Source organism: Microbacterium sp. WHRI 7836 (genome assembly GCF_040223885.2).
In the GTDB taxonomy this organism is placed as follows: domain Bacteria; phylum Actinomycetota; class Actinomycetes; order Actinomycetales; family Microbacteriaceae; genus Microbacterium; species Microbacterium oxydans.
On the sequence record NZ_CP168171.1, the window covers coordinates 2246894 to 2268899 of the forward strand.

Consider the following 22006-nt stretch of genomic DNA (forward strand, 5'->3'; position numbering starts at 1 on the left):
GAAAGGAACCACGCATGACCAAGCAGTCCATCTTCGGACGTATCTCGACCCTCGTCCGCGCGAACATCAACTCCTTGCTGGACTCTGCGGAAGACCCGCAGAAGATGATCGACCAGCTCGTTCGCGACTACACGAACAGCATCGCCGACGCCGAGTCCGCGATCGCCGAGACCATCGGCAACCTGCGCCTGCTCGAGCGCGACCACGAGGAAGACGTCCAGGCATCGACCGAGTGGGGCAACAAGGCTCTCGCCGCCAGCCGCAAGGCCGACGAGATGCGCGCGAGCGGCAACACGGCCGACGCGGACAAGTTCGACAACCTCGCCAAGATCGCTCTGCAGCGTCAGATCAGCGCCGAGCGCGAGGCCACCGGCGCCGAGCCGCAGATCGCGGCGCAGACCGAGATCGTGGACAAGCTCAAGAGCGGCTTGAACGGCATGAAGGACAAGCTGGTCGAGCTCAAGAACAAGCGCAGCGAACTCCTCGCCCGTGCCAAGGTCGCCGAGGCGCAGACCCGCGTCCAGGACGCCGTGGGCTCGATCAACGTGCTCGACCCCACCAGCGAACTGGGACGGTTCGAAGACAAGGTCCGCCGCCAGGAGGCCATCGCTCAGGGCAAGATCGAGCTCGCAGCGTCGAGCCTCGACGCCCAGTTCGAGAGCCTCGAGGATCTCGGCGAGCTGACCGAGGTCGAGGCACGTCTGGCCGAGCTCAAGGCCGGCGGCGGCGCTCCCCGCCAGGCCATCGAAGGCAACTGACATCACCGGGCGGATGCCTCGGCCGCGGGCCGAGGCATCCGTCCCCCCTTCTTCGGAGGCATTCATGGTGCGATTCCTCGTCATCCCGCAGTGGCAGGGCTCGCCCGCAGCGCGCGCGATGCTCCTCACGGACGGTGCTGCAGCGATCGCCGGAGATCTCCCCCGCGCGGCGACGACCGTTCTCGACGTTCCTGTCGAAGCCGGTGAATCCCTCGGCACAGGTGTACGCCGTCTGAGCGCTCTGCTGCGCACTCGTGAACTCGTGCACGGGCACATCGACTCCGACACCGTCGTGATCGGGGGCGATTGCAGCATCACCGTCGCCGCGCTCGACGCATTGCCGGGCGGAACCGACGACCTCGCCGTGGTGTGGTGCGACGCGCATGCCGACATGCACACGCCGGACACGTCCCCTTCCGGTGCCTTCTCAGGCATGGCACTGCGGGCTGTGCTCGGCGAGGGCGAGGAGCAGCTCGTGCTCTCGCCCGCGATCCCCGCCGATCGCGTGATCACCGTGGGCATGCGGAACCTCGATGACGCGGAGGTCGAGCAGCTCGCGCCTCTGACGAATCTCTCCGTCGACGACCTCGCAGATCCCGAGGCGCTGCTCGGCGCGGTCCGCGCGACCGGGGCGTCACGGGTCTGGGTGCACATCGACGTCGACGTGCTCGATCCGTCCGACTTCGCCGGTGTCTCGTCGTCGGTGCCGTTCGGGCTGTCCCCCGCCGCGCTGAGCACCGCCATCCGCGCACTGCGCTCGGAAGTGCCGCTCGCGGGCGCGACCATCGCAGGTTTCGCACCGAGGTCACCGGCCGATGCCGTCGATGATCTCGGCGCACTGCTGCGACTGGTCGGAGCGGTGGCATGACGACGGCTCCTGACTGGCGACCCGCGGCGAGTGCCGCCCTGGCCCGGGGCCGACGTCTCGACCGCCGCATCCCCTCCTTCCTGTTGCGCTCCCCGATCAGCCGCCTGGGCTACCTGTGGGGCACCGCCGTCGGCTGGCTGTGGGGCTCGCTGTGGAGCACAGGACCCGTCGAACGGCGGGCGGGTCTGTGGATCTTCCAGGGCATGCCGGCATGGACGTTCAATCGCGGCGGAGTGTGCGTCGGCGGCTGCTTCCTGACCGGAGACGTGCGACCGAGCGAGGCCGTGCTCCGTCATGAGGCTGTGCACAAGGCGCAGTGGCTCCGCTACGGGTTCCTGATGCCGATCCTGTACTTCCTCGCGGGGCGTGACCCCCTGCGCAACCGCTTCGAGATCGAGGCAGGGCTCGAAGACGGCAACTACGTTCGACGGACGCGCTGACCCTACGACGGTCTCTGCACGGACGTCTCAGGCCGCTAGTGGCCGATTCGGATCAGGCGCGCGGACGCGGAGTCAGCGGTCGGCGGGCAGCAGGCCGAAACGCTCGGGGGTACGGATCAGCGTCGGCGAGACCTCGAGATGACTCGTCAGGTGCTCGACGATGTCGGCCGTGCCGAGGTAACCGCCGAGCAGCGTGACGTGGGTCTCGATCTCGTCGTCGCACATCATCTCGTCCGCCCAGGCGCAGGTCGCACGGGTGAGCGCCTGACCGGCTGCGCACGCACGGCTGCTTCCGGGAGCCCCGGAACGCTGCTCACGAGCGAGCCACGTGACCGTCATGCGACCGGGAGCCTCGATGACGCCGATGTCGGCGACCGTCGGCACCTCGATGAAGATGCGCCCGGAGGCGCACAGTGGCAGCGTCGTCAGGAACACCTCGAGCTCCGTGAGGGAGTTCTCATCAGCCGTCACCAGGTGATGGGCGCGCCGACGCGCTGCGCGACGTTCGGCGCGCGTGCCGCGGGTCTCGAGCGAGGTGTTCATGGTGTCTTCATCGTACACCAAGTGAAGGCTTGCCTAACCTGGTAGCCGCTGCGCGATGATCATGCACGCTCCGGCCGCTGCTCGCGCTCGACGAGTGCGACGGCCAGGGCGTCGAGCTCATCGTCGGTCATCCCCTGCGCGCGCAGATACCCGGCAGCCGAGCCCCATCGTTCGTCGACCTGCGCGAGCAGACGGCGCATCACGGGCGCCGGCGACTGCGTGGCCAGCGCCACCGCGTGCACAGCCTCCGGGTGCTGCGTGCGCAGGTAGTCGGCGATCCACCGGGTGCGCTGAGCCGGCAGCTGAGACTCGGTGAGCGCGTAGTCGGCTATGACGGCCTCCCGATCCGCACCGACCGCGGAGAGCGCGAGGGCGACGGTCACGCCCGTCCGGTCCTTACCCACAGTGCAGTGCACCAGCGTGCGCCCACTCGCCGCGATGATGCGGATAGCCGCGACGAGCCGCTCCCCGCTCTCTTCGAGGAGGTGGAGGTAGAGGTCGTCGAGACTGGTGTCCGCCTCGAAGAAGGAACGGACGGATCCGAGGAACAGCGGGAGGTGGGTGGTGTCCGGCCCGTCGATCTCCGTCGGCTCGGCTGCGACCTCTTCGCCGTCTCGCAGGTCGACGATGTGCGAGACGCTCTCCCGCAACGCGGCGGCGCCCGCGGTGGTCGCTCCGGAGAGCTGTCCGGAGCGCAGGAGGACGCCGGAGCGGATCCGACCGCCCTCCGCCGGCATGCCTCCCACGTCGCGGACGTTGGAGACCCCTTCGACGACGAGGATCATCATCCCGCCGCCTGCGGTCCTCGCGGGGGCACCGGGTAGCGGCCGGCGATCACGATCCTGTTGAAGGCGTTGATCGAGACGCATGCCCAGCTGAGCGCCGCGTACTCCTTCTCGGTGAAGACGCTTCCGACCTGGTCGTACACCTCGTCGGAGATCCCGTCCTCCGAGATGAACGTGAAGGCCTCGGCGAGTTCGAGAGCGGCGCGCTCCCGCTCGCTGAAGACACCGCTCTCACGCCACGTGGGGATCTGGGTCAGTGTGTCGGCGTCGACGCCCGCAGCGACCGCCCTGTCGACGTGGATCCGCGCACAGTAGGCGCAGCCGTTGAGCTGCGAGCAATGGATCATGACGAGTTCTTTGAGACGGTCGTCGATGCCGTTGGCCGCGCAGATCTGGCCCACCGTCTTCGAGAACGCGTCAAGCGCCTGGTACGCGGCCGGCTCGGTCTTGGACAGGTGCACACGCGTCTCGCTCATGACTCCATGATATTCGGCGGATGAGCGGGAAGCTCTGCCGCAGACGAACCGGAGCTTGGATCAATATGCCCATCAAACCCAGTCCTCATACGACATAATGCGACACGTTACGAAATAATCTCTTGTCATACTGGTCCGGCATTTCCGACGCCGCTTCCCGAGGGCGCAGAATGTGGAGGTGGCGATCGACAACAGCGAGTTCAGCTATCTTCCCGCACAGGCCGAAGCGCTCGGCGTACCGGTTCCGCCGGTCACGCGCCTCACCCTCCCACTCGCCGACGGCCGCATCCTGAGCGCCCTGCGTTTCGGTAGCGAAGCACCGCGTGTGACGCTGCTCCACGGCGCCGGCCTGAACGCACACACCTGGGACAACACCGCCCTCGCCCTGCAGCAGCCGCTGCTCGCGATCGATCTCGCCGGACACGGCGACTCCTCCTGGCGGGACGACGTCGACTACACGCCGCGCACACTCGCTCGTGACGTGGCCGCAGCGCTCGACGCCTGGGTGGAAGGGCCGCAGGTCGTGGTCGGGCAGTCCCTAGGCGGACTCACCGGCGCTGCTCTGGCAGCAGCGCGACCGGATCTGGTGTCCGAGCTCATCGTGGTCGACATCACTCCCGGCATCGATGTGAGTGCCGGCCCGGCGGCGCTGCGCGAGTTCTACGCGGGCCCGACCGACTTCGCGACACGCGACGAGCTCGTCGACAAGGCGATCTCACTGGGGTTCGGGGGCTCCCGACCCGAGACAGAGCGCGGTGTCTTCCTGAACACGCGAGTGCGCGAGGACGGGCGGGTGGAGTGGAAGCACCACTTCGCACACCTCGCCGCCCAGGCACTCGCCGCCCACGACCCCGGGTCCCCGACCGCACCGTCGGTGCTGCACGAGACCGGCTGGGATGATCTGACCGCGGTCACCGTACCGGTCACCCTGGTGCGTGCCGCACGCGGATTCGTGAGTGAAGCCGACGCCGTCGAGCTCCAGCGACGCGTCCCCGCGGCTGAGGTGGTCGTGCTCGACGCCACCCACAACGTGCAGGAGACCGCGCCGGTCGCCCTCGCCGGTCTGATCGACGCCGCCGTGCCCGCCCTCGGAATATGACGTTCCGTTCCACACCCGACCCTGACCCCTTCTCACATCTCTAGGCTCGATTCCACGGCACACAGCAGTTGCCGCACCGAGAGGAAACACCCATGTTCCGACGTACCCGACGTCTCGCGCTGATATCCGCCCTCGCGGCCACCGCCGTCATCCTCAGCGCCTGCTCCGGCACCACCGAGCCGGAGACCAGCAGCTCACCCGGCGCCCCCGACCCGAGCGCCACTCTCCACGTCGGCCTCGTCCTCGAGCCCACCAACCTCGACATCCGCCACACCAGCGGCGCGGCACTCGAGCAGATCCTGATCGACAACATCTACGAGGGCCTCGTCACGCGCACGCAGGACAACGAGATCGAGGGGCGTCTCGCCTCCGACTACGAGGTCTCCTCGGACGGGCTCACATATACCTTCACCCTCAACGACGGCGTGGTCTTCCACGACGGCACGCCGCTGACGTCGGCGGACGTCGTCTCCTCGTACGAGACCGTGCGCACGGACGCCACCGTGCAGGGCAACGCGGACTTCGCGTCGGTCACAGCGATCACGGCGCCGGACCCGACCACGGTTCAGATCACCCTGTCCGCTCCGAACCAGAACTTCCTCTTCGCGCTCACCGGCCCGGCCGGTCTCGTGTTCAAGTCCGGCGACACCACCGATCTGAAGACCGCGGAGAACGGCACAGGTCCCTTCACGCTGACGCGTTGGAACAAGGGAAGCACCATCACCTTCGCGCGCAACGACGCCTACTGGGGGGATCCTGCCGGCGTCGCCCAGGTCGAGTTCCAGTACATCCCCGACTTCACCGCCGGCGTCAACGCCGCACTGGCCGGCGATGTCGACGTGCTCACGGCCGTCGACCCGAACCTCGCGCCTCAGCTCGAAGACTCCGGGGACTTCACCCTCACCACGGGACGCACCACCGACAAGGCCACTCTCGCGTTCAACAACAAGAAGGCGCCGCTCGACGACGTGCGGGTGCGCGAAGCCCTGCGCCTCGCCATCGACCATGAGGCTCTCATCGACGCGGTCGGCGCCGGCACGGCACTGTACGGGCCCATCCCCGAACTCGACCCGGGCTACGAGGACCTGTCCGACGTGATCTCCTACGACCCGGAGAAGGCGAAGAAGCTCCTCGCTGAGGCCAGTCAGGAGGACCTCGAGCTGACCCTCACGATCCCCTCGTTCTACGGCACGACCGTGCCCAAGGTGCTGATCTCGGACTTCAAGAAGGTCGGCGTGACGCTCGAGGTGAACTCGGTCGAGTTCCCCACCTGGCTGGAGGACGTGTACACGAACCACGACTACGACCTCAGCTTCGTGCTGCACGTCGAGCCGCGCGACTTCGGCAACTTCGCCAACCCCGACTACTACTTCGGCTACGACAACGCCGAGGTGCAGGATCTGTACACGAAAGCTCTGGCCGAGGTCGACCCCGACAAGTCCGCCGACCTGCTGGCACAGGCAGCGCGCATCGTCTCGGAAGACCACGCCGCCGATTGGCTCTACAACGGAGAGACCATCACCGCCGTGAGCCCCATCGTGTCCGGCTTCCCCGAAGACTCGATCAACTCCCGCATCAACCTCACGGGCGTCACCGTCTCCGCTGAGAAGTAGCAAGCGATCACCGCGTCGTGATCCGCTATGCGCTCGTCCGGGGAGCCCTGCTCATCGCAGGGCTCCTCGTGTCGAGCGCGCTCATCTTCCTGACGCTGCGCGTCTTCCCCGGCGATGTCGCACAGCTCATCGCCGGCACGCAGGCCTCACCCGCCGAGGTCGAAGCGCTCCGCGAATCCCTCGGCCTGAATCGCCCGCTCCTCGCCCAGTACACCGACTGGATCGGGGGCATCTTCCGCGGCGATCTCGGCACATCGCTGCTGTCCGGCGCCTCCGTCGGCGAAGAGATCCTCCTCAAGGCCCAGGTCACCGTTCCGCTCGGAGCGATGTCGCTCCTGATCGCCGTCGTCATCGCTGTGCCGTTCGGGATCCTCGCCGCCCTTCTTCGCAATCGGCGCGGCGGGACGGCGCTCAGCGTCGGAGCCCAGACGCTCGCCGCCGTCCCCGTCGTCTGGGCCGGCATGATGCTGATCGTCGTGTTCTCGGTATGGCTGGGATGGCTTCCTCCCCAGGGCTTCCCCCGCACCGGCTGGTCCACACCGGGGAAGGCGATCGAGTCGCTGCTGCTCCCCGCGCTCACGATCGGGATCGTCGAGGGGGCGATGCTCATGCGGTTCGTACGCAGCGCGACCCTGCAGGCAGCGGGACAGGACTTCGTCCGCACCGCCGCCGCGAAGGGTCTCACCCGTACCCGAGCCCTCATCCAGCACGGCATCCCCGCCGTCGGCCTCTCCATCATCACCGTGCTCGGGCTCCAGGTGGCCGGCATCATCGTCGGGTCCGTCGTGATCGAACAGCTGTTCACCCTGCCGGGGATCGGCCGTATGCTCGTGGCCGATGTCGGCACGCGCGATCTGATCAAGGTGCAGAGCGAACTCCTCGTCCTCACCGGATTCGTCTTGGTCGTCGGTTTCCTGGTCGACCTCCTGCACCGCGCGATCGATCCTCGTCAGCGGGAGTCCGCATGAATCCGCGCTGGCTCTCCCGCCTCTGGGACACCTCCACAGGACGCTTCGGCATCGTCGTCGTCCTGGTGATCGTCATGACCGCGCTGATCTCGCTCCTCTGGACGCCGTTCGATCCGCAGGCCTCGGACATCGGCGATCGGTGGCTGCCGCCGAGCTGGCCCCACGTCCTCGGCACCGACGACACCGGACGCGACATCCTGAGTCTGCTGATGGCTGGTGCCCGCACGACGGTGTTCGTGAGCGTGGGGGCCGGCATCATCGCCACGGCTGTGGGGATCGCCCTGGCCGCACTCGGAGCGCTCACCGCACGGTGGATGCGGGAGACCGTCGCCGTGCTCGTCGACATCCTGATCGCCTTCCCTGTGCTGTTGATCGCGATGATGATCTCCTCTGTCTGGGGCGGTTCGCTCTGGGTCGTGATCTGGGCGGTCGGCATCGGCTTCGGCGTCAACATCGCGAGGGTCACGCGTCCGGAGCTGCGCCGCGTGCAGCAGAGCGACTTCGTCCTCGCCGCCAGAGCCGCAGGACTCACCCCCGCGCAGAGCCTGGTGCGCCACCTGCTGCCGAACGTGGCACCCGTCTTCATCGTGCAGCTGTCCTGGTCGATGGCCGTCGCCGTCCTCGCGGAGGCCGGCCTGTCGTACCTGGGTTTCGGCGCCTCCGTGGTCGATCCGAGCTGGGGCCTGCTGCTCGCCGACCTCCAGCGCTACATCGGGGTGCATCCGCTGTCGGTCATCTGGCCGGGACTCGCCATCACGATCACGGTGCTCGCGCTGAACCTGCTGGGTGACGGTCTGCGCGAGGCGACGGATCCGACGCTGCGGCACCGCTCCGCCGAGATCCACACTCCGGGGGTGGTCGCATGAGCCTGTCGGTGCAGGACCTCGTGATCGAGATCGACGGTCGGCCGGTGGTCGACGGCGTCTCCTTCGAGGTCGCAGACGGAGCGAGGCTCGGGCTGATCGGGGAATCCGGCTCGGGGAAGTCGCTCACCGCCCTCGCGGTGCTGGGACTGCTCCCCGACGGTGCGACCGCCAGGGGAAGCATCCGCTGGAAAGGGATCGAACTGATCGGGATGCCGGACCGCGAGCTCGCGCGCCTCCGAGGAGACGACATCGGCATCGTGTTCCAGGAGCCCCGCACCGCGCTCAACCCGATCAGGACCGTCGGACGCCAGATCGCGGAATCGATCCGCATCCACGAAGGACTCGGACGCCGCGCGGCGCGAGAACGGGCGATCGCGGAAGCGGCTCGGGTGCGGCTGCCCGACCCGGAGTCGATCGTCGACCGCTACCCGCACCAGCTCTCCGGCGGTCAGAGGCAGCGCGTCGCGATCGCGATGGCTCTCGCCTGTCGTCCGCGTCTGCTCATCGCAGACGAGCCGACCACGGCATTGGATGTCACGATCCAGGCGGAGATCCTCTCCCTGCTGCTGACGCTCGTCGCGGACGAGGGCATGTCGCTGGTCTTCATCACCCACGATCTCGCCGTGCTCGCCCAGGTCGCGACCGAGGGTGTCGTGCTCGAACACGGCAAGGTCGTCGAAGCCGCACCGGTCTCCACCCTTCTGTCGAGTCCCGCTTCGCCGATCACGCAGGGACTGCTGCGTGATGCGACGGCCACGCTCTGGCGTCCGGACGGGGGCACCGCATGAGCCTGATCGAAGCACGAGGCCTCGGCCGGGACTTCTTCGCACCGAAGCGCTCCGCGTTCGAGCGTGCCCGAACCGTGACCGCCCTGGCCCCGACCGACCTCGACATCGTCGAGGGGTCAGCGGTCGGCATCATCGGCGAGTCGGGATCGGGCAAGTCCACCCTGGTGCGACTGCTGCTGGGACTCGACCGCCCGACATCCGGCTCTGTGACGGTCGACGGACGTGCCGTGGACGCATCCGCTCCCGCGAAGTCCCTGCACTGGCTGCGGCGGGAGACGGGATTGGTCTTCCAGGATCCCTACGCGTCCCTGGACCCGCGCATGACGGCAGGCCAGATCGTCCGCGAACCGCTGTGGGCGCTCGGCGTCGAAGGCGACCACCGCGCGCGCGTCCGCGAGGTACTGGCCCAGGTGGGCCTCGAGCCCGACATGGCAGACCGGTATCCCCACGAGTTCTCCGGCGGGCAGCGTCAACGGATCGCGCTCGCGAGGGCGATCGTCCACGGTCCGCGGGTCCTGGTCGGCGACGAACCCCTGTCCGCCCTGGACGTCACCGTGCGCGCGCAGATCCTCGAGCTGCTGATCGAGCTGCGACGCACGGGCAACCTCACACTCGTGCTCGTGTCTCACGACATCGGCGTGGTGCAGAACCTCTGCGACACGGTCGTCGTGATGAAGGACGGGCGCGTCGTCGAACGGGGCGCGACGAGCGATGTGCTCCTGCACCCCACGCAGGACTACACCAGGAGGCTGCTCGCGGCGATCCCCGTCATCCCCACCCCGCCGGGCGGTTGAGCGGACGAGGTGAACGGGGTGCGCCCCTCCGGGCATCAGCGTCGCGCGCCGAACAGCTTTCCTCGTCGCCGCCCCGTCGGCGTGAGCACACGACGCATGTACACGGTGCCGAGGTCCCTGCCGAACTTGTAGCCGACCCGCCCCATCCGTCCGGCCTCGACGAAGCCGAGCTTCTCGTGCAGTCGGATCGACGCCTCGGCGCCATGATCGCTGATGACCGCGACCATCTCGCGCAGACCGATCTGCTCGCAGGCGTCGATGAGTGCTTGCAGCAGTGCCGCGCCGAGCCCCTTGCCCCCGGCTCCCGGACCGAGGTAGATCGAGTCCTCGACCGTGTACTTGTAGGCGTTCTTCCCCGCCCAGGGCTGCGCCAGCGCGTAGCCCATCACTTCGCCGCCCGGGGACACCGCCACGAGGAACGGCAGCTGCAGCCTGGTCAGCAGCGCGTACTTCTCGCGCCAGTAGGGGATGCTGCTGCGGCGCTCGTCGAGGGTCACGGCCGAGTTGCTCACGAAGTGGTTGTATATCTCACGCACGTGCGGCAGATCCGCCGGGCGGACCGGGCGGATCGCATAGGAGAAGACCTCGGGGGCCGGGGCAGGTCGGAGATGGCGCGGGAGAACGCGGCGACGGTCCCCCGGCTCGAACTGCATGCGCTCAGCTTAGGGAGAGAGGGCCTTCGCCATCCACTCGCCAGTCCACCGCCGCCGCACCCTGCTCCTCGAGAAGGGTGTTGGCACGGGAGAACGGTCGCGACCCGAAGAAGCCACGGCTGGCGGAGAGGGGCGAGGGGTGTGCGGAAGAGATCACCGGCGTCTCGCCCAGGAGAGGCTGCAGGTTCGCCGCGTCCCTGCCCCACAGGATCGCGACGAGCGGCTGATCGCGGGCGACGAGGGTGCGGATGGCCAGCTCGGTGACCTTCTCCCACCCCCAGCCTCGATGCGACGCCGCCGCGCCGGGGCGCACGGTGAGCACCCGGTTGAGCAGGAGGACGCCCTGATCGCTCCACGCGGTGAGGTCCCCGTGCGGTGCCGGCGGAATCCCGAGATCGCTCTGCCGCTCCTTGTAGATGTTCGCAAGGCTGCGGGGCAGGGGGCGCACGTCGCGATCCACGGCGAACGACAACCCGATGGGGTGCCCAGGAGTGGGGTACGGATCCTGTCCTGTGATGAGCACCCGCACGTCCGACAGGGGCCGCTGGAACGCTCGGAGCACATTCCCACCCGCCGGGAGGTAGCCGTGCCCTGCCTGCTGCTCGGCACGCAGGCGCTCACCCAGTGCGGTGATCGTGTCCTGCACCGGGGCCAGCGCCTCGGCCCATCCCTCATCGATCCGCCCCTCGGCGGCGAGCTCCGCGAGAGTCTGCGCCATCGTCAATCGGCCGATCGCACGCGCAGCGGCCCGCGGGCGAGCAGGTGCTGTGCGGACTGCGCGACCGGACGCATCGTGATCAGGTCGAGATTCACATGGCCGGGAGACTCCAGGGCGTAGGCGATCACGTCGGCGACGTCATCGGCCACGAGCGGGGCTTCGACACCGGCGTACACCGCCTCCGCAGCCACGGGGTCACCGCCGAGCCGATTGAGCGTGAACTCCTCGGTGTGCACCATTCCCGGAGCCACCTCGACCACACGGATGGGCTCGCCGTTGAGCTCCTGCCGGAGCACCTTCACCAGCATCCCCTCCGCAGCCTTCGCCGCGTTGTAGCCCGCACCTCCGGCATACGCGGTCTGCGCGGCAGTGGACGTCACGAAGAGCGCATCCGCGTGGCCGTCCGCGGCAGCCGCACGGCGCAGCAGCGGAAGCAGGCCCGCGACGAGACGCTGACTCGCCAGGACGTTGGCGTCGAACATCCACTGCCAGTCCTCGACGGACGCGTCCTCGATGCGATCGGTGCCACGGGCGCCACCGGCGACCTGGACGAGAGCGTGGACCGGGCCGGATCGCTCGATCTCGCCCACGAGCGCCTCGACGGCGGACGAATCGGTCAGGTCGCAGGCGATGGCCGAAGCCCCGGTCTCCGCGGCGAGCGCGGCCAGTCGATCCGCGCGGCGTGCCACACCGACGACGTCCCATCCCCTGGCACGGAGCGCACGCACCGTCGCTGCGCCGATGCCCGAACTCGCACCTGTCACCACTGCTCGTCTGTTCACCATGCCTCCACCGTACGGCGTTCTCCCCCGATTGCGAGCTCCCCCCACGGCGCTGTCGTGGAACCCTCCCGCCGCGTGATTCCGGGGCTCCCCTCTGTTACGTCACATTTCCCACCTGTTGTTGACAAGCGCCGATATTCCGTACTGTCGCTGCAACGGCATCCGCCATCCGACCTTCCGACCACTTCTGGGGGAATCACATGTCCGCACCCGAGTCCTGGCGCTTCGAGACCAAGCAGATCCACTCCGGCGCTGCCCCCGACCCGGTCACCAAGGCGCGTGCCACGCCGATCTACCAGACCACCTCGTACGTGTTCGACAGCGCCGACCACGCGGCCAACCTCTTCGCGCTGGCGGAGTTCGGCAACATCTACACCCGTATCCAGAACCCGACGCAGGACGTGCTCGAGCAGCGTCTCGCCGCGCTCGAGGGCGGCACCGGGGCGCTCGTCCTCGCGAGCGGCCAGGCGGCATCGACCTTCGCGATCCTCAACATCGCCCAGGCCGGCGACCACTTCGTGGCGTCGAGCTCGATCTACGGCGGAACCTACAACCTCTTCAAGTACACGCTGGCGAAGCTCGGCATCGAGGTCACCTTCGTCGAGAACCAGGACGACGCCGAGGAGTGGCGCCGCGCCGTCCGTCCGAACACGAAGCTGTTCTTCGCGGAGACGATCGGCAACCCGCAGATCAACATCCTCGACATCCGCACCGTCGCCGACATCGCGCACGAGAACGGCGTCCCTCTGATCGTCGACAACACGATCGCCACCCCGTACCTGATCCGCCCGTTCGAGCACGGCGCCGACATCGTCGTCCACTCGGTCACCAAGTTCCTCGGCGGACACGGCACGACCATCGGCGGCGTCATCATCGACGGCGGCAAGTTCGAGTGGTCGAAGCACGTCGACACCTTCCCCGGCCTCACGGTGCCCGACCCGTCGTACCACGGCGCCAGCTACACGGCTGCTGTGGGCGACCCGCTCGCGTACATCATCAAGGCGCGAGTGCAGCTGCTGCGCGACCTGGGATCGGCGATCGCGCCGCAGAGCGCCTGGAACCTCATCCAGGGCGTCGAGACTCTTTCGCTGCGCATCGAGCGGCACGTGCAGAACGCGCAGGAGATCGCCGAGTGGCTCGACAGCCGCGACGACGTCGCGACCGTCAACTACTCGGGCCTGCCTTCGTCGCCGTGGTACGCCAAGGCGAACGAGTACGCCCCCAAGGGCGTCGGAGCCGTGCTGTCGTTCGAGCTGAAGGGCGGCGTCGAGGCCGGTCGCGAGTTCGTCAACAGCCTGTCGCTGTTCAGCCACCTCGCCAACATCGGCGACGTGCGCTCGCTCGTCATCCACCCGGCGTCCACCACGCACGCGCAACTGACGCCCGAGCAGCAGCTGACCGCCGGCGTGACTCCCGGTCTGGTCCGGCTCTCCGTCGGCATCGAGAACGTCGATGACCTCAAGGCCGACCTCGAGCAGGCCCTCGCCGCGGCACGTGCCGTCTCGGAGGCCGCCCGCGCCTGATCCCCGCACCACGTCGATGCCCCGGAGCCCTGCGTTCCGGGGCATCTTCGTGTGACGGCGACGGCCTCACCCGGCCGACCCACAGGCGGTTCCGTCGAGAATGGGACTCCGCCCCGAGGAGACCATGATCGACGCTCAGCACCCCCCGCACCCCACGCGGCGGTCACGGACCGTCGCCCGGTGGCTCGCCGTGACCGGTGTCCTCCTGGCACTCGTCGTCGCCTGCGGCTGGATCCCGGGGCTCGTCGGCACCGCGGTCTCGGCTGTCCTCCCGTGGCTGGGGATCATCCTCGTCGCACTGGTGCTGGTCGCCCTCCTGCGTGCGCCGCGAGTTCTCGTCCTGATCCTGGTTCCCGCACTCCTGTGGGCCCTCGCGATGATGCCGGCGTTCCCCGGCCTCCCCGGCGGGGCGGACGTGGAGTCGGCTGCCGCATCCGAGCTGACCGTCGTGAGTCAGAACGTGCGAGCGCGCTCCGGTGGAGCCGCATCCTCCGCCTCCGAGCTGGCGCAGAGCGGTGCCGACGTGATCGCCCTCGTCGAGCTCGACGGAGACAGCCTCTCCGCCGCGCAGGACACCCTCGCAGCGGAGTACCCGCACTCCTACACCGTCGGGACGGTGGGCGTCTGGAGCAGGTATCCCCTCGCGGATGCCGAGCCCCTCACACTCGGACTCAGCTGGAAGCGCGCGCTTCGCGTCGAGGTGCAGGCCCCGTCCGCTCCCGTCGCCGTCTATGTGCTGCACGCGGCATCGGTACGGCCAGGGCACCAACAGGACCGTGACACCATGCTGGGCGGCATCGCGGAAGAGGTGGCGTCCGACCCGGCGGAGTCGCTGATCGTCGTCGGCGACTTCAACGCACCGTCGACCGATCCGAGTCTGACCGCCCTGCGCGCGGAGACCGACTGGGTGCGCCCGACCGACGGAAGCCTGGGCTTCACATGGCCCACGGCCTTCCCACTCGTCCGCATCGACCAGGTGTTCGTACGCGGACTCGACGTCGTCACCTCTGGCACCATGCGCGCAGGCAACAGCGACCATCTGGCGACCGTCACCCGAGCCCGATCCGCGATCACTCCGTAACCTGCCACCGAGGGGTGCCCTGCCAGGCGAGAATGGAAGCATGGACTGGCAGACGACCTCCGAGGACACGGTGCCCTCTGCACCCGTGACGGAGGCCGATGTCAGGCTGCTCCGCGCCCGTCCGCCGGCGACCGGCGCCTGGCGGGACGGCGACCCCGTGGGGGGTCGTCGCTTCGCCGCCTTCGGACCGTTCGCGACCGAGAGCGGTGCAGAGCTCCCCGGCATCCGCATCGCCTACGAGTCCTGGGGCGAGCTGAACGCGGCACGGGACAATGCCGTCCTGGTGCTGCACGCGCTCACCGGCGACAGTCACGTGCGCGGAGCCGCGGGCGCCGGCCACCCCACCGCGGGCTGGTGGGAGGACATCACTGGTCCTGGCGCTCCGCTCGACACGGACCGCTGGTTCGTGATCGCCCCGAACATGCTGGGAGGATGCCAGGGATCGACGGGACCTGCGAGCATCGCCGCGGACGGCTACGAATGGGCGTCGCGCTTCCCCTACCTGACCATCCGCGACCAGGTCGCCGCCCAGGTGCGCCTCGCCGATGCTCTCGGCATCGACAGCTGGGCCGCGGTCATCGGCGGCTCCATGGGAGGGATGCACGCGCTGGAATGGGCGGTCACGCACCCCGAGCGTGTGCAGCGCCTCGCCGTGCTCTCCTCTCCCCCGGTGACCACCGCCGACCAGATCGCGCTCAACACCGTGCAGCTGGAGACCATCCGCATGGACCCGCGCTTCCAGGGCGGCGAGTACTACGATCTCGCGGACGGCGACGGTCCGCACCGGGGGCTCGCCCTCGCCCGACGCATGGCTCTGCTGAACTACCGCAGCCCGATCGAGCTGAATCAGCGGTTCCAGCGCTCCTGGCAGTCCGACGTGTCACCGCTCGGTCACGGCGGACGCTTCGCGGTGGAGTCGTACCTCGACTTCCATGGCAACAAGTTCACACGCCGATTCGACGCGAACAGCTACATCACCCTGGTCGAGGCCATGAACTCGCACGACGTCGGCCGCGGTCGAGGAGGCGTCGAAGAGGCGCTGCATGCCGTCACCGCGACCACGTTGGTGCTCGGGATCGACAGCGACCGGCTCTTCCCTGTCGACGGACAGCAGCGCATCGCCCGCAGCATCCCGAACGTCATCGACGACGAGGCCGTGGTCATCGCCAGCGACTTCGGACACGACGGCTTCCTCATCGAGACCGAGGCGGTCGGCTCGAATCTGCGGCGCCTGCTCGAGAGCTGACCCCTCCGCTCAGCTCGGTTCGAACCGCCAGGGCAGCGAACCCGCCTCGAGACGCCCCTGCTCCCAGGCGAAACCCCGACCGGCATCGGAGTCGAGCACCCGCGTCTGGAACAGCTGGGCCGAGCCGCCCGAGGCGAGCGCCGAGGACACATCGCCGAACGCCGAGAGCTGATGCAGTGTGATCCAGGTGGGCGGGTACAGGCTCCACGTCCCGGCCGCATGGCGCGCGAGCGCCTCAGCCGGGCGCACCCACGCGATCTCCTCGACCTCGTCGGCGGAGGGCGCGGCCTCCCCGGTCGGTGCGTGAGCGAGGAAGAACCAGGTCCGGATGCGCGTCGGTGCCTCCGGCGGCGGCTGCCACTCCGACAGCACGATGAGATCCTCGACCGTGAGGCCGACCTCCTCGGCGGTCTCCCTGATGGCGGCGTGCCGCGCATCGTCGATGTCGCCACCCCCGCGGATGTCACCGGGCTCGACCTTGCCCCCGGGGAAGACCCACGCTCCCGCGAACGAGCCGCGATCGGGCCGCCGCATCAGGAGCACCTCGAACCCCGGATCCGACGCCCGCAGCAGGACAACGGTCCCGGCCACGGGCAGAGTCGTCTCGGGAGCATTCACCCCGTCACTCTACGGTGCGGTCGTCTACGGTGCGGTCGTCTACGGTGCGGTCGTCTACGGTGCGGTCGAGGCCGGTGCTGTCGATGTCGAGACGACCGATGCCGATCCGGCCGATACCGCTGTGACGAGCTCCACCGGCGCGGGACGACGCCCTTCGACGCGATAGGACAGCAGGGCGATCAGCAGACCCGCCACGGCGAGCGCGGCCCCTGTCCACGCCGGTGCCGTGAAGCCCCAGCCTGCGGCGATCACGACGCCGCCGAGGAAGGCACCCAGACTGTTGCCGATGTTGAGCGCGGAGTGGTTCATGGCTGCCGCGATCGACTGGTTGTCACCGGCCACATCCATGAGGCGGGTCTGGATCGTCGGGCTCAGCACCGACGAGACGAAACCGACCACGAGCACCACGACCGCCAGGCTGACGATCCAGAACGACAGGAAGGCGAGCAGCGCGAAGACGAGAGCCATGGCGGCGAGACCGAAGAGCAGCGTGCGACGCAGATCGATGTCGGCGAGATGACCACCGACCAGGTTTCCCGCCGTCATCCCGAGCCCCATCAGCACGAGCACGATCGGCACGACCCACTCCGGCGAACCGGACACCTCTGTCACCAGGGGCGCGATGTAGCTGTAGACGGCGAAGAACCCGCCGAACCCGATCGCGCCGACACCCAACGTGAACCACACCTGCGGGATCCGGAACACCCGCAGCTCCTGCCGCATCGTGCGCCCTGGATCCCCCGGATGCTCCGGCACGAACAGCGCGATGCAGACAGTGGCGAGCGCGAACACGATGGCGACGACGGCGAAGGCCGAGCGCCACCCCCACTGCTGTCCGAGGAAGGTTCCCAGCGGCACGCCGACGACGTTCGCGACCGTGAGGCCGGTGAGGATGAAGGCCACGCCCTTGGCACGGTTGCCCGGCCCCATCACCTCGGCCGCCACGAGTGCACCGATGCCGAAGTACGCACCGTGCGGGAGACCGGCGAGGAAGCGGGACGCGGCGACGAGCTCGAACGTGGGCAGCACCACGGTGAGGGCGTTGAACACCGTCAGCGCGAGAGCCAGCACGATCATCACCCGATGCCGTGGATATCGCGCGACGAAACCGGCGATGGTCGGGGCGCCGACCACCACACCCAGCGCGTACAGCGAGATCAGCCACCCCGCTTGGCTCAGCGCATCTTCCGGGCTGGTCGCCCAGAGCGAAGGGAGCAGGTCGGCGGCGATGTTGGGAAGCAGGCCCATGACCACGAACTCGGTCATGCCGATTCCGAAGCTGCCTATGGCGAGAGAGAGGAGCGCCCACTTCGCCGCACCCCTCGATTCAGTCGAGGGATTCACCGGAACAGCCTACCGGCCCTCGGACGCCCACCTCGTCTCCCCCTCACGATCGAGCGTCATGAACACATCCACGTCGTCCTCGGAATCGACGACGAACCCGTGGCGCTCGTAGAGGCCTCGGGCCGGGCTGCCCCTGAGCACGTTGAGGCGATACCGGCCGGCACCGTCGAGCACCGTCGTGAGCACGCGGCCCCCGACCCCGCGACCCTGGTGCGAGGGAGAGATGTAGAAGTGCTCCAGCCAGAGCGAATCGCCGTCTCGGCGGAGGGCGACAGAGCCGACGTCGACGGCATCCACGACGATGATCCGCGTCTGCGCAGGCTCGAACGCGTCGCGGAAGCGCTGCCGGACACGGACCTCGTCATAACGTCCGAGTCGCTCCAGGTCGACTCTGAGCACGTCGGCCCGGAGCTCCGCGATCCACTCGGCGTCCTCGGCGAGCGCCGGTCGAAGAGCGATCGACGTCGCCGGGACGACGTCAGCCATCCGCGCGCGCAAAGCCCGCCTCTTCCGAGCCCGCCTCTGTGAGAGCAGCCTCGAGGCGTTCGATCTTCGCGTCGAGCTCTCCGGAGTACCCGGGCCGGATATCGGCCTTCAACACGAGCGATACCCGCGATCCGAACGGCATGACGGCCTCGGTCGCACGCTTCACGACGCCCATGACGGTGTCCCAGTCCGGGCCCTCGATCTCGGTGAACATGCTGGTGGTGCGGTGCGCCAGGCCCGATTCCCGCACCACGCGCACGGCAGCGGCCACGGCGTCGTGCACCGATGCATCGGTGCGCTCGGCACCCTCGGCCGGGGTACCGCTCGGGGCGACGGAGAAGGCGATCAACATGGGTTCACTCCAGGGTTTTCGGTTGGCGGACGGGTACGCGAAGCAGAGCACGGATGCCCAGCACGAGCAGGACGATGAGAAGGACGTTCCGCACCGTGAGGACGGCGACGGAGAGGGTATCGGCTCGCAGCAGCGCGTCGTAGCCGATCGGGTAGACGAGGCAGGTGAGCAGACAGAGGGCGAGGACGACGACGGCGGGGACGCGCGCCCTGACGCGGTCGAGCACGAGCCACAGGATCATCGGCGCGATCAGCCAGGTCTGGAACTGCGGGGAGCCCACCTTGTTCGTGACGATCAGCAACGTCACGAGCGCGAGGGCGAGCGGAGGGAACAGCCGGGTGAAGCGCGCACCGCGGATCGCCTTGAGCGCGCCGACGGCTGCGACCGCGAGCACGCACACCGCCATCAGGGGCGTGAGCACGGCCGCGACGGCATCGACGCCCGGTGCCGTGATCTGGAAGGTCAGGATCTCGAAGCTGTACTCGATGCGGGCGGCCCCGGTGACGGCGAGCCACAGGAACGGCGTGGCGGCGACCGCTTCGATCTGCAGTCCCCGTCCCGTCTGCTCCGTCAGGAAGCCGAGGATCTCGGAATCCGCTCCGAGCACGAGCAGCGCTGCGACGACTCCGGCCGTGACGGCCAGCGCGGCGAACAGCACCCGCATGCGCGCCCTGAGCGCGATCACGGCGGCGAGCACGAGCGCGCCCGGCCAGATCTTGATCCAGGCGCCCACCGTGAGGAGGGCAGCACCGACGACCGGCCGACTCACGAGCCAGAGCCCGCCGATCACGGCGATCGGCACCGTGATCGCATCGATCCGATAGAGCGCGATCGGTCCGAGGAGGAGCAGCGCCGCGCACCAGAACCAGGCGGCGACGCGGCGCGGGCGCGACGGCGAGCGGCCGATCAGCACTCCGAACGCCACCGCATCGAGGATCACGACGAGGGCGGCCCACCCGATCAGGTACGCACCGGAGACCCCGAGCAGCGGCACGAGCGGCGCCGCGAGCATCTTGGCCACGAGCATCGGCACGAGCGCGAGCTGCGGGTACACCCAGGTCTCGGTGACACCGACGATCGGGCCCCCGTCGAGGGCCGACGAAGCCCAGGGTTCGTAGACGAGGACCACATCGCCCATGGGCTGACTGGGATAGACCCAGCCCGCCCATGCCGTGAGCAGGTGGGCGAGGAGGAAGGCGACCCACAGCACGGCCACCCCGGTCGGCGGGCGATTCACGCGAGGACGTCCGCGATCGCCTGCGGCAGCGCCGCAGCGACGTCCATGGCGACGATCGGATGCCCCGTCCCGCCGTCGCTCATCCCCGCGGCCACTCGGCCCGCATGTCCGTGTATCCACGCCCCGGCGGCGGCGACCTCGGCGATCGGGCTGCCCTGGTTCGCTGCGAGCACGGCACCCAGCACCCCGGCGAGCACATCCCCTGTCCCTGCGGTCGCCAGCCACCCTGTACCCGCGTCGACGGCGATGACGCCGCCGTCAGGAGACGCGATCAGCGTGCGAGCGCCCTTGAGCAGCACGGTGCCTCCGACCCGGTCCGCCGTCCTCCTGGCCGCCGACGCGCGATCCTCTTCGGACGTGGAGATGCCGAGCTGCTCCTGCAGCCGGGCGAACTCCCGCGCGTGAGGGGTCACCAGGAAAGGAGCGCGCGCCTTCCCGGCGAGATCGAGTGCGCCCGCGTCGATCACCACCGCTGCATCGCCGGCGACGATCGCCTCGAGGGCGGCCTGCTCCGCGTCGTCCCGGTCGGTGGGGTCCGTGCCGGAACCGATCACCCAGGCGTCGATCCGCGACCGGCCGACATCCGCCCCCGCCACCGTCTCCGGACGTCGGGCGAGAACAGCATCTGCCACCCGCTCCGCGCCCACGTACCGGACGAATCCGGCGCCCGTGCGCCACGCGGCCTCCACCCCGAGCACGGCGGCACCCGGATATGCGGGCGACCCGGTGCGAAGCGCCACCACACCACGGGCGTACTTGTCGTCGTCGGCTGTGGGAACACGGAACAACCGCGCCGTGTCATCTCGCGTCCACTCGCGCACCTCGACCATGACTCCACGTTAGTGCGACGGCCCTCGGGTCGCCTGCGCGGCGGTAGCGTCGAACGGTGAGTCTTCTCTTCTCCCCGCTGACCATCCGTTCCGTCACCCTGCGCAATCGCCTCTGGGTGTCGCCGATGTGCATGTACAGCGCCGTCGACGGCGTGGCGCAGGAGTGGCATCACACTCACCTCGCGCAGTTCGCCTCGGGCGGCGCCGGGCTCATCATCGCCGAGGCGACCTCGGTCGTCCCCGACGGGCGGATCTCGCCGCGCGACCTGGGGCTCTGGAACGACGAGCAGCGCGACGCGCTCGCCCCGATCGTCCAGGCGATCCACGATCGGGGCTCGCACGCGGGCATCCAACTCGCCCACGCCGGCCGCAAGGCCTCGACGTGGTGGCCGTGGGCTCCCGAACGAGGCACTGTGCCGACCGGTGAGGGTGGATGGACCACGTCCGCGCCGTCCGCCATCGCCTACGAGGGCTTCGACACCCCGATCGCCCTCGATACGGCGGGCATCGACCGCGTGGTGGAGGCCTTCGCCGATGCAGCTCATCGCGCGGTCGCCGCGGGCTTCGACGTGCTGGAGATCCACGGAGCGCATGGCTACCTCCTCCACCAGTTCCTCTCCCCACTGTCCAACCACCGTGAGGACGAATACGGTGGTTCGCTCGAGAACCGCGCTCGTCTACTGCTGCGCGTGGTCGGCGCCGTCCGCGACGCCGCCGGCGCCGACGTGCCGCTGTTCGTCCGCATCTCCGCCACCGACCACGCGGAGGGCGGGTTCACGCCGGAGGAGGCGGAGATCGTCAGTGGCTGGGCGACCCAGCACGGTGCAGACCTGATCGACGTATCGAGCGGTGGCCTCGTGGCGCATCAGCAGATCACCGTGTTCCCCGGATACCAGGTGCCGCTCGCCGAGGGCGTGCGTCAAGGCGGTCGGATCCCGGTCTCCGCGGTGGGCCTCATCACGGCGGCCTCCCACGCGGAGCAGGTGCTCGCCGATGGCGCCGCCGACGCGATCTTCGCGGGACGCGAGTGGCTGCGCGACCCGCATTTCGCCCTCCGCGCCGCGCACGAGCTCGACGCCGAGGTCGCCTGGCCGCCGCAGTACGAGCGCGCCCGTCCCCGCTGAGCCCCCGACGACGA

Annotated in this window: 25 protein-coding genes; 13 read left to right on the forward strand and 12 right to left on the reverse strand. The window is 69.0% G+C overall.

Translation table 11 applies throughout. The features are described from left to right. The first annotated feature begins 14 nt into the window (after positions 1–14). The 3 genes from ABRP18_RS10770 (at position 15) to ABRP18_RS10780 (ending at position 2066) form a co-directional block, all read left to right on the forward strand. Positions 15–758: a PspA/IM30 family protein gene (locus ABRP18_RS10770; protein WP_046749449.1), complete on the forward strand. Its 744-nt coding sequence runs from the start codon at positions 15–17 to the stop codon at positions 756–758. Between the two features lie 64 nt (positions 759–822). After that, positions 823–1626 (forward strand): arginase family protein, encoded by an 804-nt coding sequence (locus tag ABRP18_RS10775; RefSeq protein ID WP_046749450.1) that lies wholly within the window; start codon positions 823–825, stop codon positions 1624–1626. Beyond that, positions 1623–2066 (forward strand): hypothetical protein, encoded by a 444-nt coding sequence (locus tag ABRP18_RS10780; protein ID WP_058631339.1) that lies wholly within the window; start codon positions 1623–1625, stop codon positions 2064–2066. The genes ABRP18_RS10775 and ABRP18_RS10780 overlap by 4 nt, the downstream gene beginning before the upstream one ends. 72 nt (positions 2067–2138) lie before the next feature. Here ABRP18_RS10780 and ABRP18_RS10785 read toward each other — a convergent pair whose 3' ends face one another. The 3 genes from ABRP18_RS10785 to ABRP18_RS10795 are packed head-to-tail and all read right to left on the reverse strand — an operon-like array spanning position 2139 to position 3870. Continuing rightward, positions 2139–2609 carry an SIP domain-containing protein gene (locus ABRP18_RS10785; RefSeq protein ID WP_046749452.1) on the reverse strand — a complete coding sequence of 157 codons (471 nt, stop codon included), beginning with the start codon at positions 2607–2609 and terminating at the stop codon, positions 2139–2141. Positions 2610–2668: 59 nt separating this feature from the next. Further along, positions 2669–3397, reverse strand: coding sequence for a tyrosine-protein phosphatase (locus ABRP18_RS10790; protein ID WP_179515936.1), 729 nt, complete (start codon positions 3395–3397; stop codon positions 2669–2671). Next, a complete protein-coding gene (locus ABRP18_RS10795) occupies positions 3394–3870 on the reverse strand; it encodes a carboxymuconolactone decarboxylase family protein (protein ID WP_046749454.1) in 477 nt (158 codons plus the stop codon). The genes ABRP18_RS10790 and ABRP18_RS10795 overlap by 4 nt, the downstream gene beginning before the upstream one ends. A 172-nt stretch (positions 3871–4042) precedes the next feature. Between ABRP18_RS10795 and ABRP18_RS10800 the strand changes: the two genes are divergently transcribed. From ABRP18_RS10800 to ABRP18_RS10825, 6 genes are all read left to right on the forward strand, one after another. Next, a complete protein-coding gene (locus ABRP18_RS10800; RefSeq protein ID WP_113681579.1) occupies positions 4043–4969 on the forward strand; it encodes an alpha/beta fold hydrolase in 927 nt (308 codons plus the stop codon). A 92-nt stretch (positions 4970–5061) separates the two neighbouring features. Next, positions 5062–6582 carry an ABC transporter substrate-binding protein gene (locus ABRP18_RS10805; RefSeq protein WP_349884632.1) on the forward strand — a complete coding sequence of 507 codons (1521 nt, stop codon included), beginning with the start codon at positions 5062–5064 and terminating at the stop codon, positions 6580–6582. A gap of 17 nt (positions 6583–6599) precedes the next feature. Further along, complete coding sequence (locus ABRP18_RS10810; RefSeq protein WP_061017277.1) at positions 6600–7550, forward strand: ABC transporter permease; 951 nt, start codon at positions 6600–6602, stop codon at positions 7548–7550. Next, positions 7547–8416, forward strand: a complete 870-nt coding sequence (locus ABRP18_RS10815) for an ABC transporter permease (RefSeq protein WP_113681582.1) — start codon at positions 7547–7549, stop codon at positions 8414–8416. Before ABRP18_RS10810 ends, ABRP18_RS10815 begins: the two co-directional genes overlap by 4 nt. Then, complete coding sequence (locus tag ABRP18_RS10820; RefSeq protein WP_113681583.1) at positions 8413–9204, forward strand: ABC transporter ATP-binding protein; 792 nt, start codon at positions 8413–8415, stop codon at positions 9202–9204. Before ABRP18_RS10815 ends, ABRP18_RS10820 begins: the two co-directional genes overlap by 4 nt. Continuing rightward, complete coding sequence (locus ABRP18_RS10825; protein ID WP_061017283.1) at positions 9201–9998, forward strand: ABC transporter ATP-binding protein; 798 nt, start codon at positions 9201–9203, stop codon at positions 9996–9998. The genes ABRP18_RS10820 and ABRP18_RS10825 overlap by 4 nt, the downstream gene beginning before the upstream one ends. 35 nt (positions 9999–10033) lie before the next feature. On the opposite strand, the gene ABRP18_RS10830 is transcribed toward ABRP18_RS10825, so the two are convergent. From ABRP18_RS10830 to ABRP18_RS10840, 3 genes are read right to left on the reverse strand one after another with little or no spacing between them, the layout of a single operon-like run. Beyond that, positions 10034–10651 (reverse strand): GNAT family N-acetyltransferase, encoded by a 618-nt coding sequence (locus ABRP18_RS10830; protein ID WP_046749461.1) that lies wholly within the window; start codon positions 10649–10651, stop codon positions 10034–10036. Between the two features lie 4 nt (positions 10652–10655). Beyond that, positions 10656–11369 carry a uracil-DNA glycosylase gene (locus tag ABRP18_RS10835; protein WP_046749462.1) on the reverse strand — a complete coding sequence of 238 codons (714 nt, stop codon included), beginning with the start codon at positions 11367–11369 and terminating at the stop codon, positions 10656–10658. Positions 11370–11371: 2 nt separating this feature from the next. Next, the gene (locus tag ABRP18_RS10840; RefSeq protein ID WP_174799784.1) at positions 11372–12154 is read right to left on the reverse strand and encodes an SDR family oxidoreductase; all 783 of its coding nucleotides are present in this window, start codon (positions 12152–12154) and stop codon (positions 11372–11374) included. Positions 12155–12351: 197 nt separating this feature from the next. On the opposite strand from ABRP18_RS10840, the gene ABRP18_RS10845 reads away from it, so the two are divergent. The 3 genes from ABRP18_RS10845 (at position 12352) to ABRP18_RS10855 (ending at position 16001) form a co-directional block, all read left to right on the forward strand. Further along, positions 12352–13674, forward strand: coding sequence for a bifunctional o-acetylhomoserine/o-acetylserine sulfhydrylase (locus tag ABRP18_RS10845; protein ID WP_046749463.1), 1323 nt, complete (start codon positions 12352–12354; stop codon positions 13672–13674). A 124-nt stretch (positions 13675–13798) separates the two neighbouring features. After that, complete coding sequence (locus tag ABRP18_RS10850) at positions 13799–14755, forward strand: endonuclease/exonuclease/phosphatase family protein (protein ID WP_349884633.1); 957 nt, start codon at positions 13799–13801, stop codon at positions 14753–14755. A 40-nt stretch (positions 14756–14795) separates the two neighbouring features. Further along, positions 14796–16001, forward strand: a complete 1206-nt coding sequence (locus tag ABRP18_RS10855) for a homoserine O-acetyltransferase (protein ID WP_349884634.1) — start codon at positions 14796–14798, stop codon at positions 15999–16001. A 9-nt stretch (positions 16002–16010) separates the two neighbouring features. Here ABRP18_RS10855 and ABRP18_RS10860 read toward each other — a convergent pair whose 3' ends face one another. From ABRP18_RS10860 to ABRP18_RS10885, 6 genes are read right to left on the reverse strand one after another with little or no spacing between them, the layout of a single operon-like run. Further along, a complete protein-coding gene (locus ABRP18_RS10860; protein WP_349884635.1) occupies positions 16011–16619 on the reverse strand; it encodes an NUDIX hydrolase in 609 nt (202 codons plus the stop codon). A 54-nt stretch (positions 16620–16673) separates the two neighbouring features. Continuing rightward, positions 16674–17963 carry an MFS transporter gene (locus tag ABRP18_RS10865; protein WP_349884636.1) on the reverse strand — a complete coding sequence of 430 codons (1290 nt, stop codon included), beginning with the start codon at positions 17961–17963 and terminating at the stop codon, positions 16674–16676. Between the two features lie 9 nt (positions 17964–17972). Further along, positions 17973–18449 (reverse strand): GNAT family N-acetyltransferase, encoded by a 477-nt coding sequence (locus ABRP18_RS10870; protein ID WP_193761686.1) that lies wholly within the window; start codon positions 18447–18449, stop codon positions 17973–17975. Beyond that, positions 18442–18801, reverse strand: coding sequence for a thiamine-binding protein (locus ABRP18_RS10875; RefSeq protein ID WP_349884637.1), 360 nt, complete (start codon positions 18799–18801; stop codon positions 18442–18444). Before ABRP18_RS10875 ends, ABRP18_RS10870 begins: the two co-directional genes overlap by 8 nt. Positions 18802–18805: 4 nt before the next feature. Next, positions 18806–20038, reverse strand: coding sequence for a hypothetical protein (locus tag ABRP18_RS10880; RefSeq protein WP_230977869.1), 1233 nt, complete (start codon positions 20036–20038; stop codon positions 18806–18808). Continuing rightward, positions 20035–20868, reverse strand: coding sequence for an NAD(P)H-hydrate dehydratase (locus tag ABRP18_RS10885; RefSeq protein WP_193761685.1), 834 nt, complete (start codon positions 20866–20868; stop codon positions 20035–20037). The genes ABRP18_RS10880 and ABRP18_RS10885 overlap by 4 nt, the downstream gene beginning before the upstream one ends. Positions 20869–20924: 56 nt before the next feature. On the opposite strand from ABRP18_RS10885, the gene ABRP18_RS10890 reads away from it, so the two are divergent. Then, positions 20925–21992, forward strand: coding sequence for an NADH:flavin oxidoreductase/NADH oxidase (locus tag ABRP18_RS10890; protein WP_349884638.1), 1068 nt, complete (start codon positions 20925–20927; stop codon positions 21990–21992). Positions 21993–22006 lie beyond the last annotated feature (14 nt).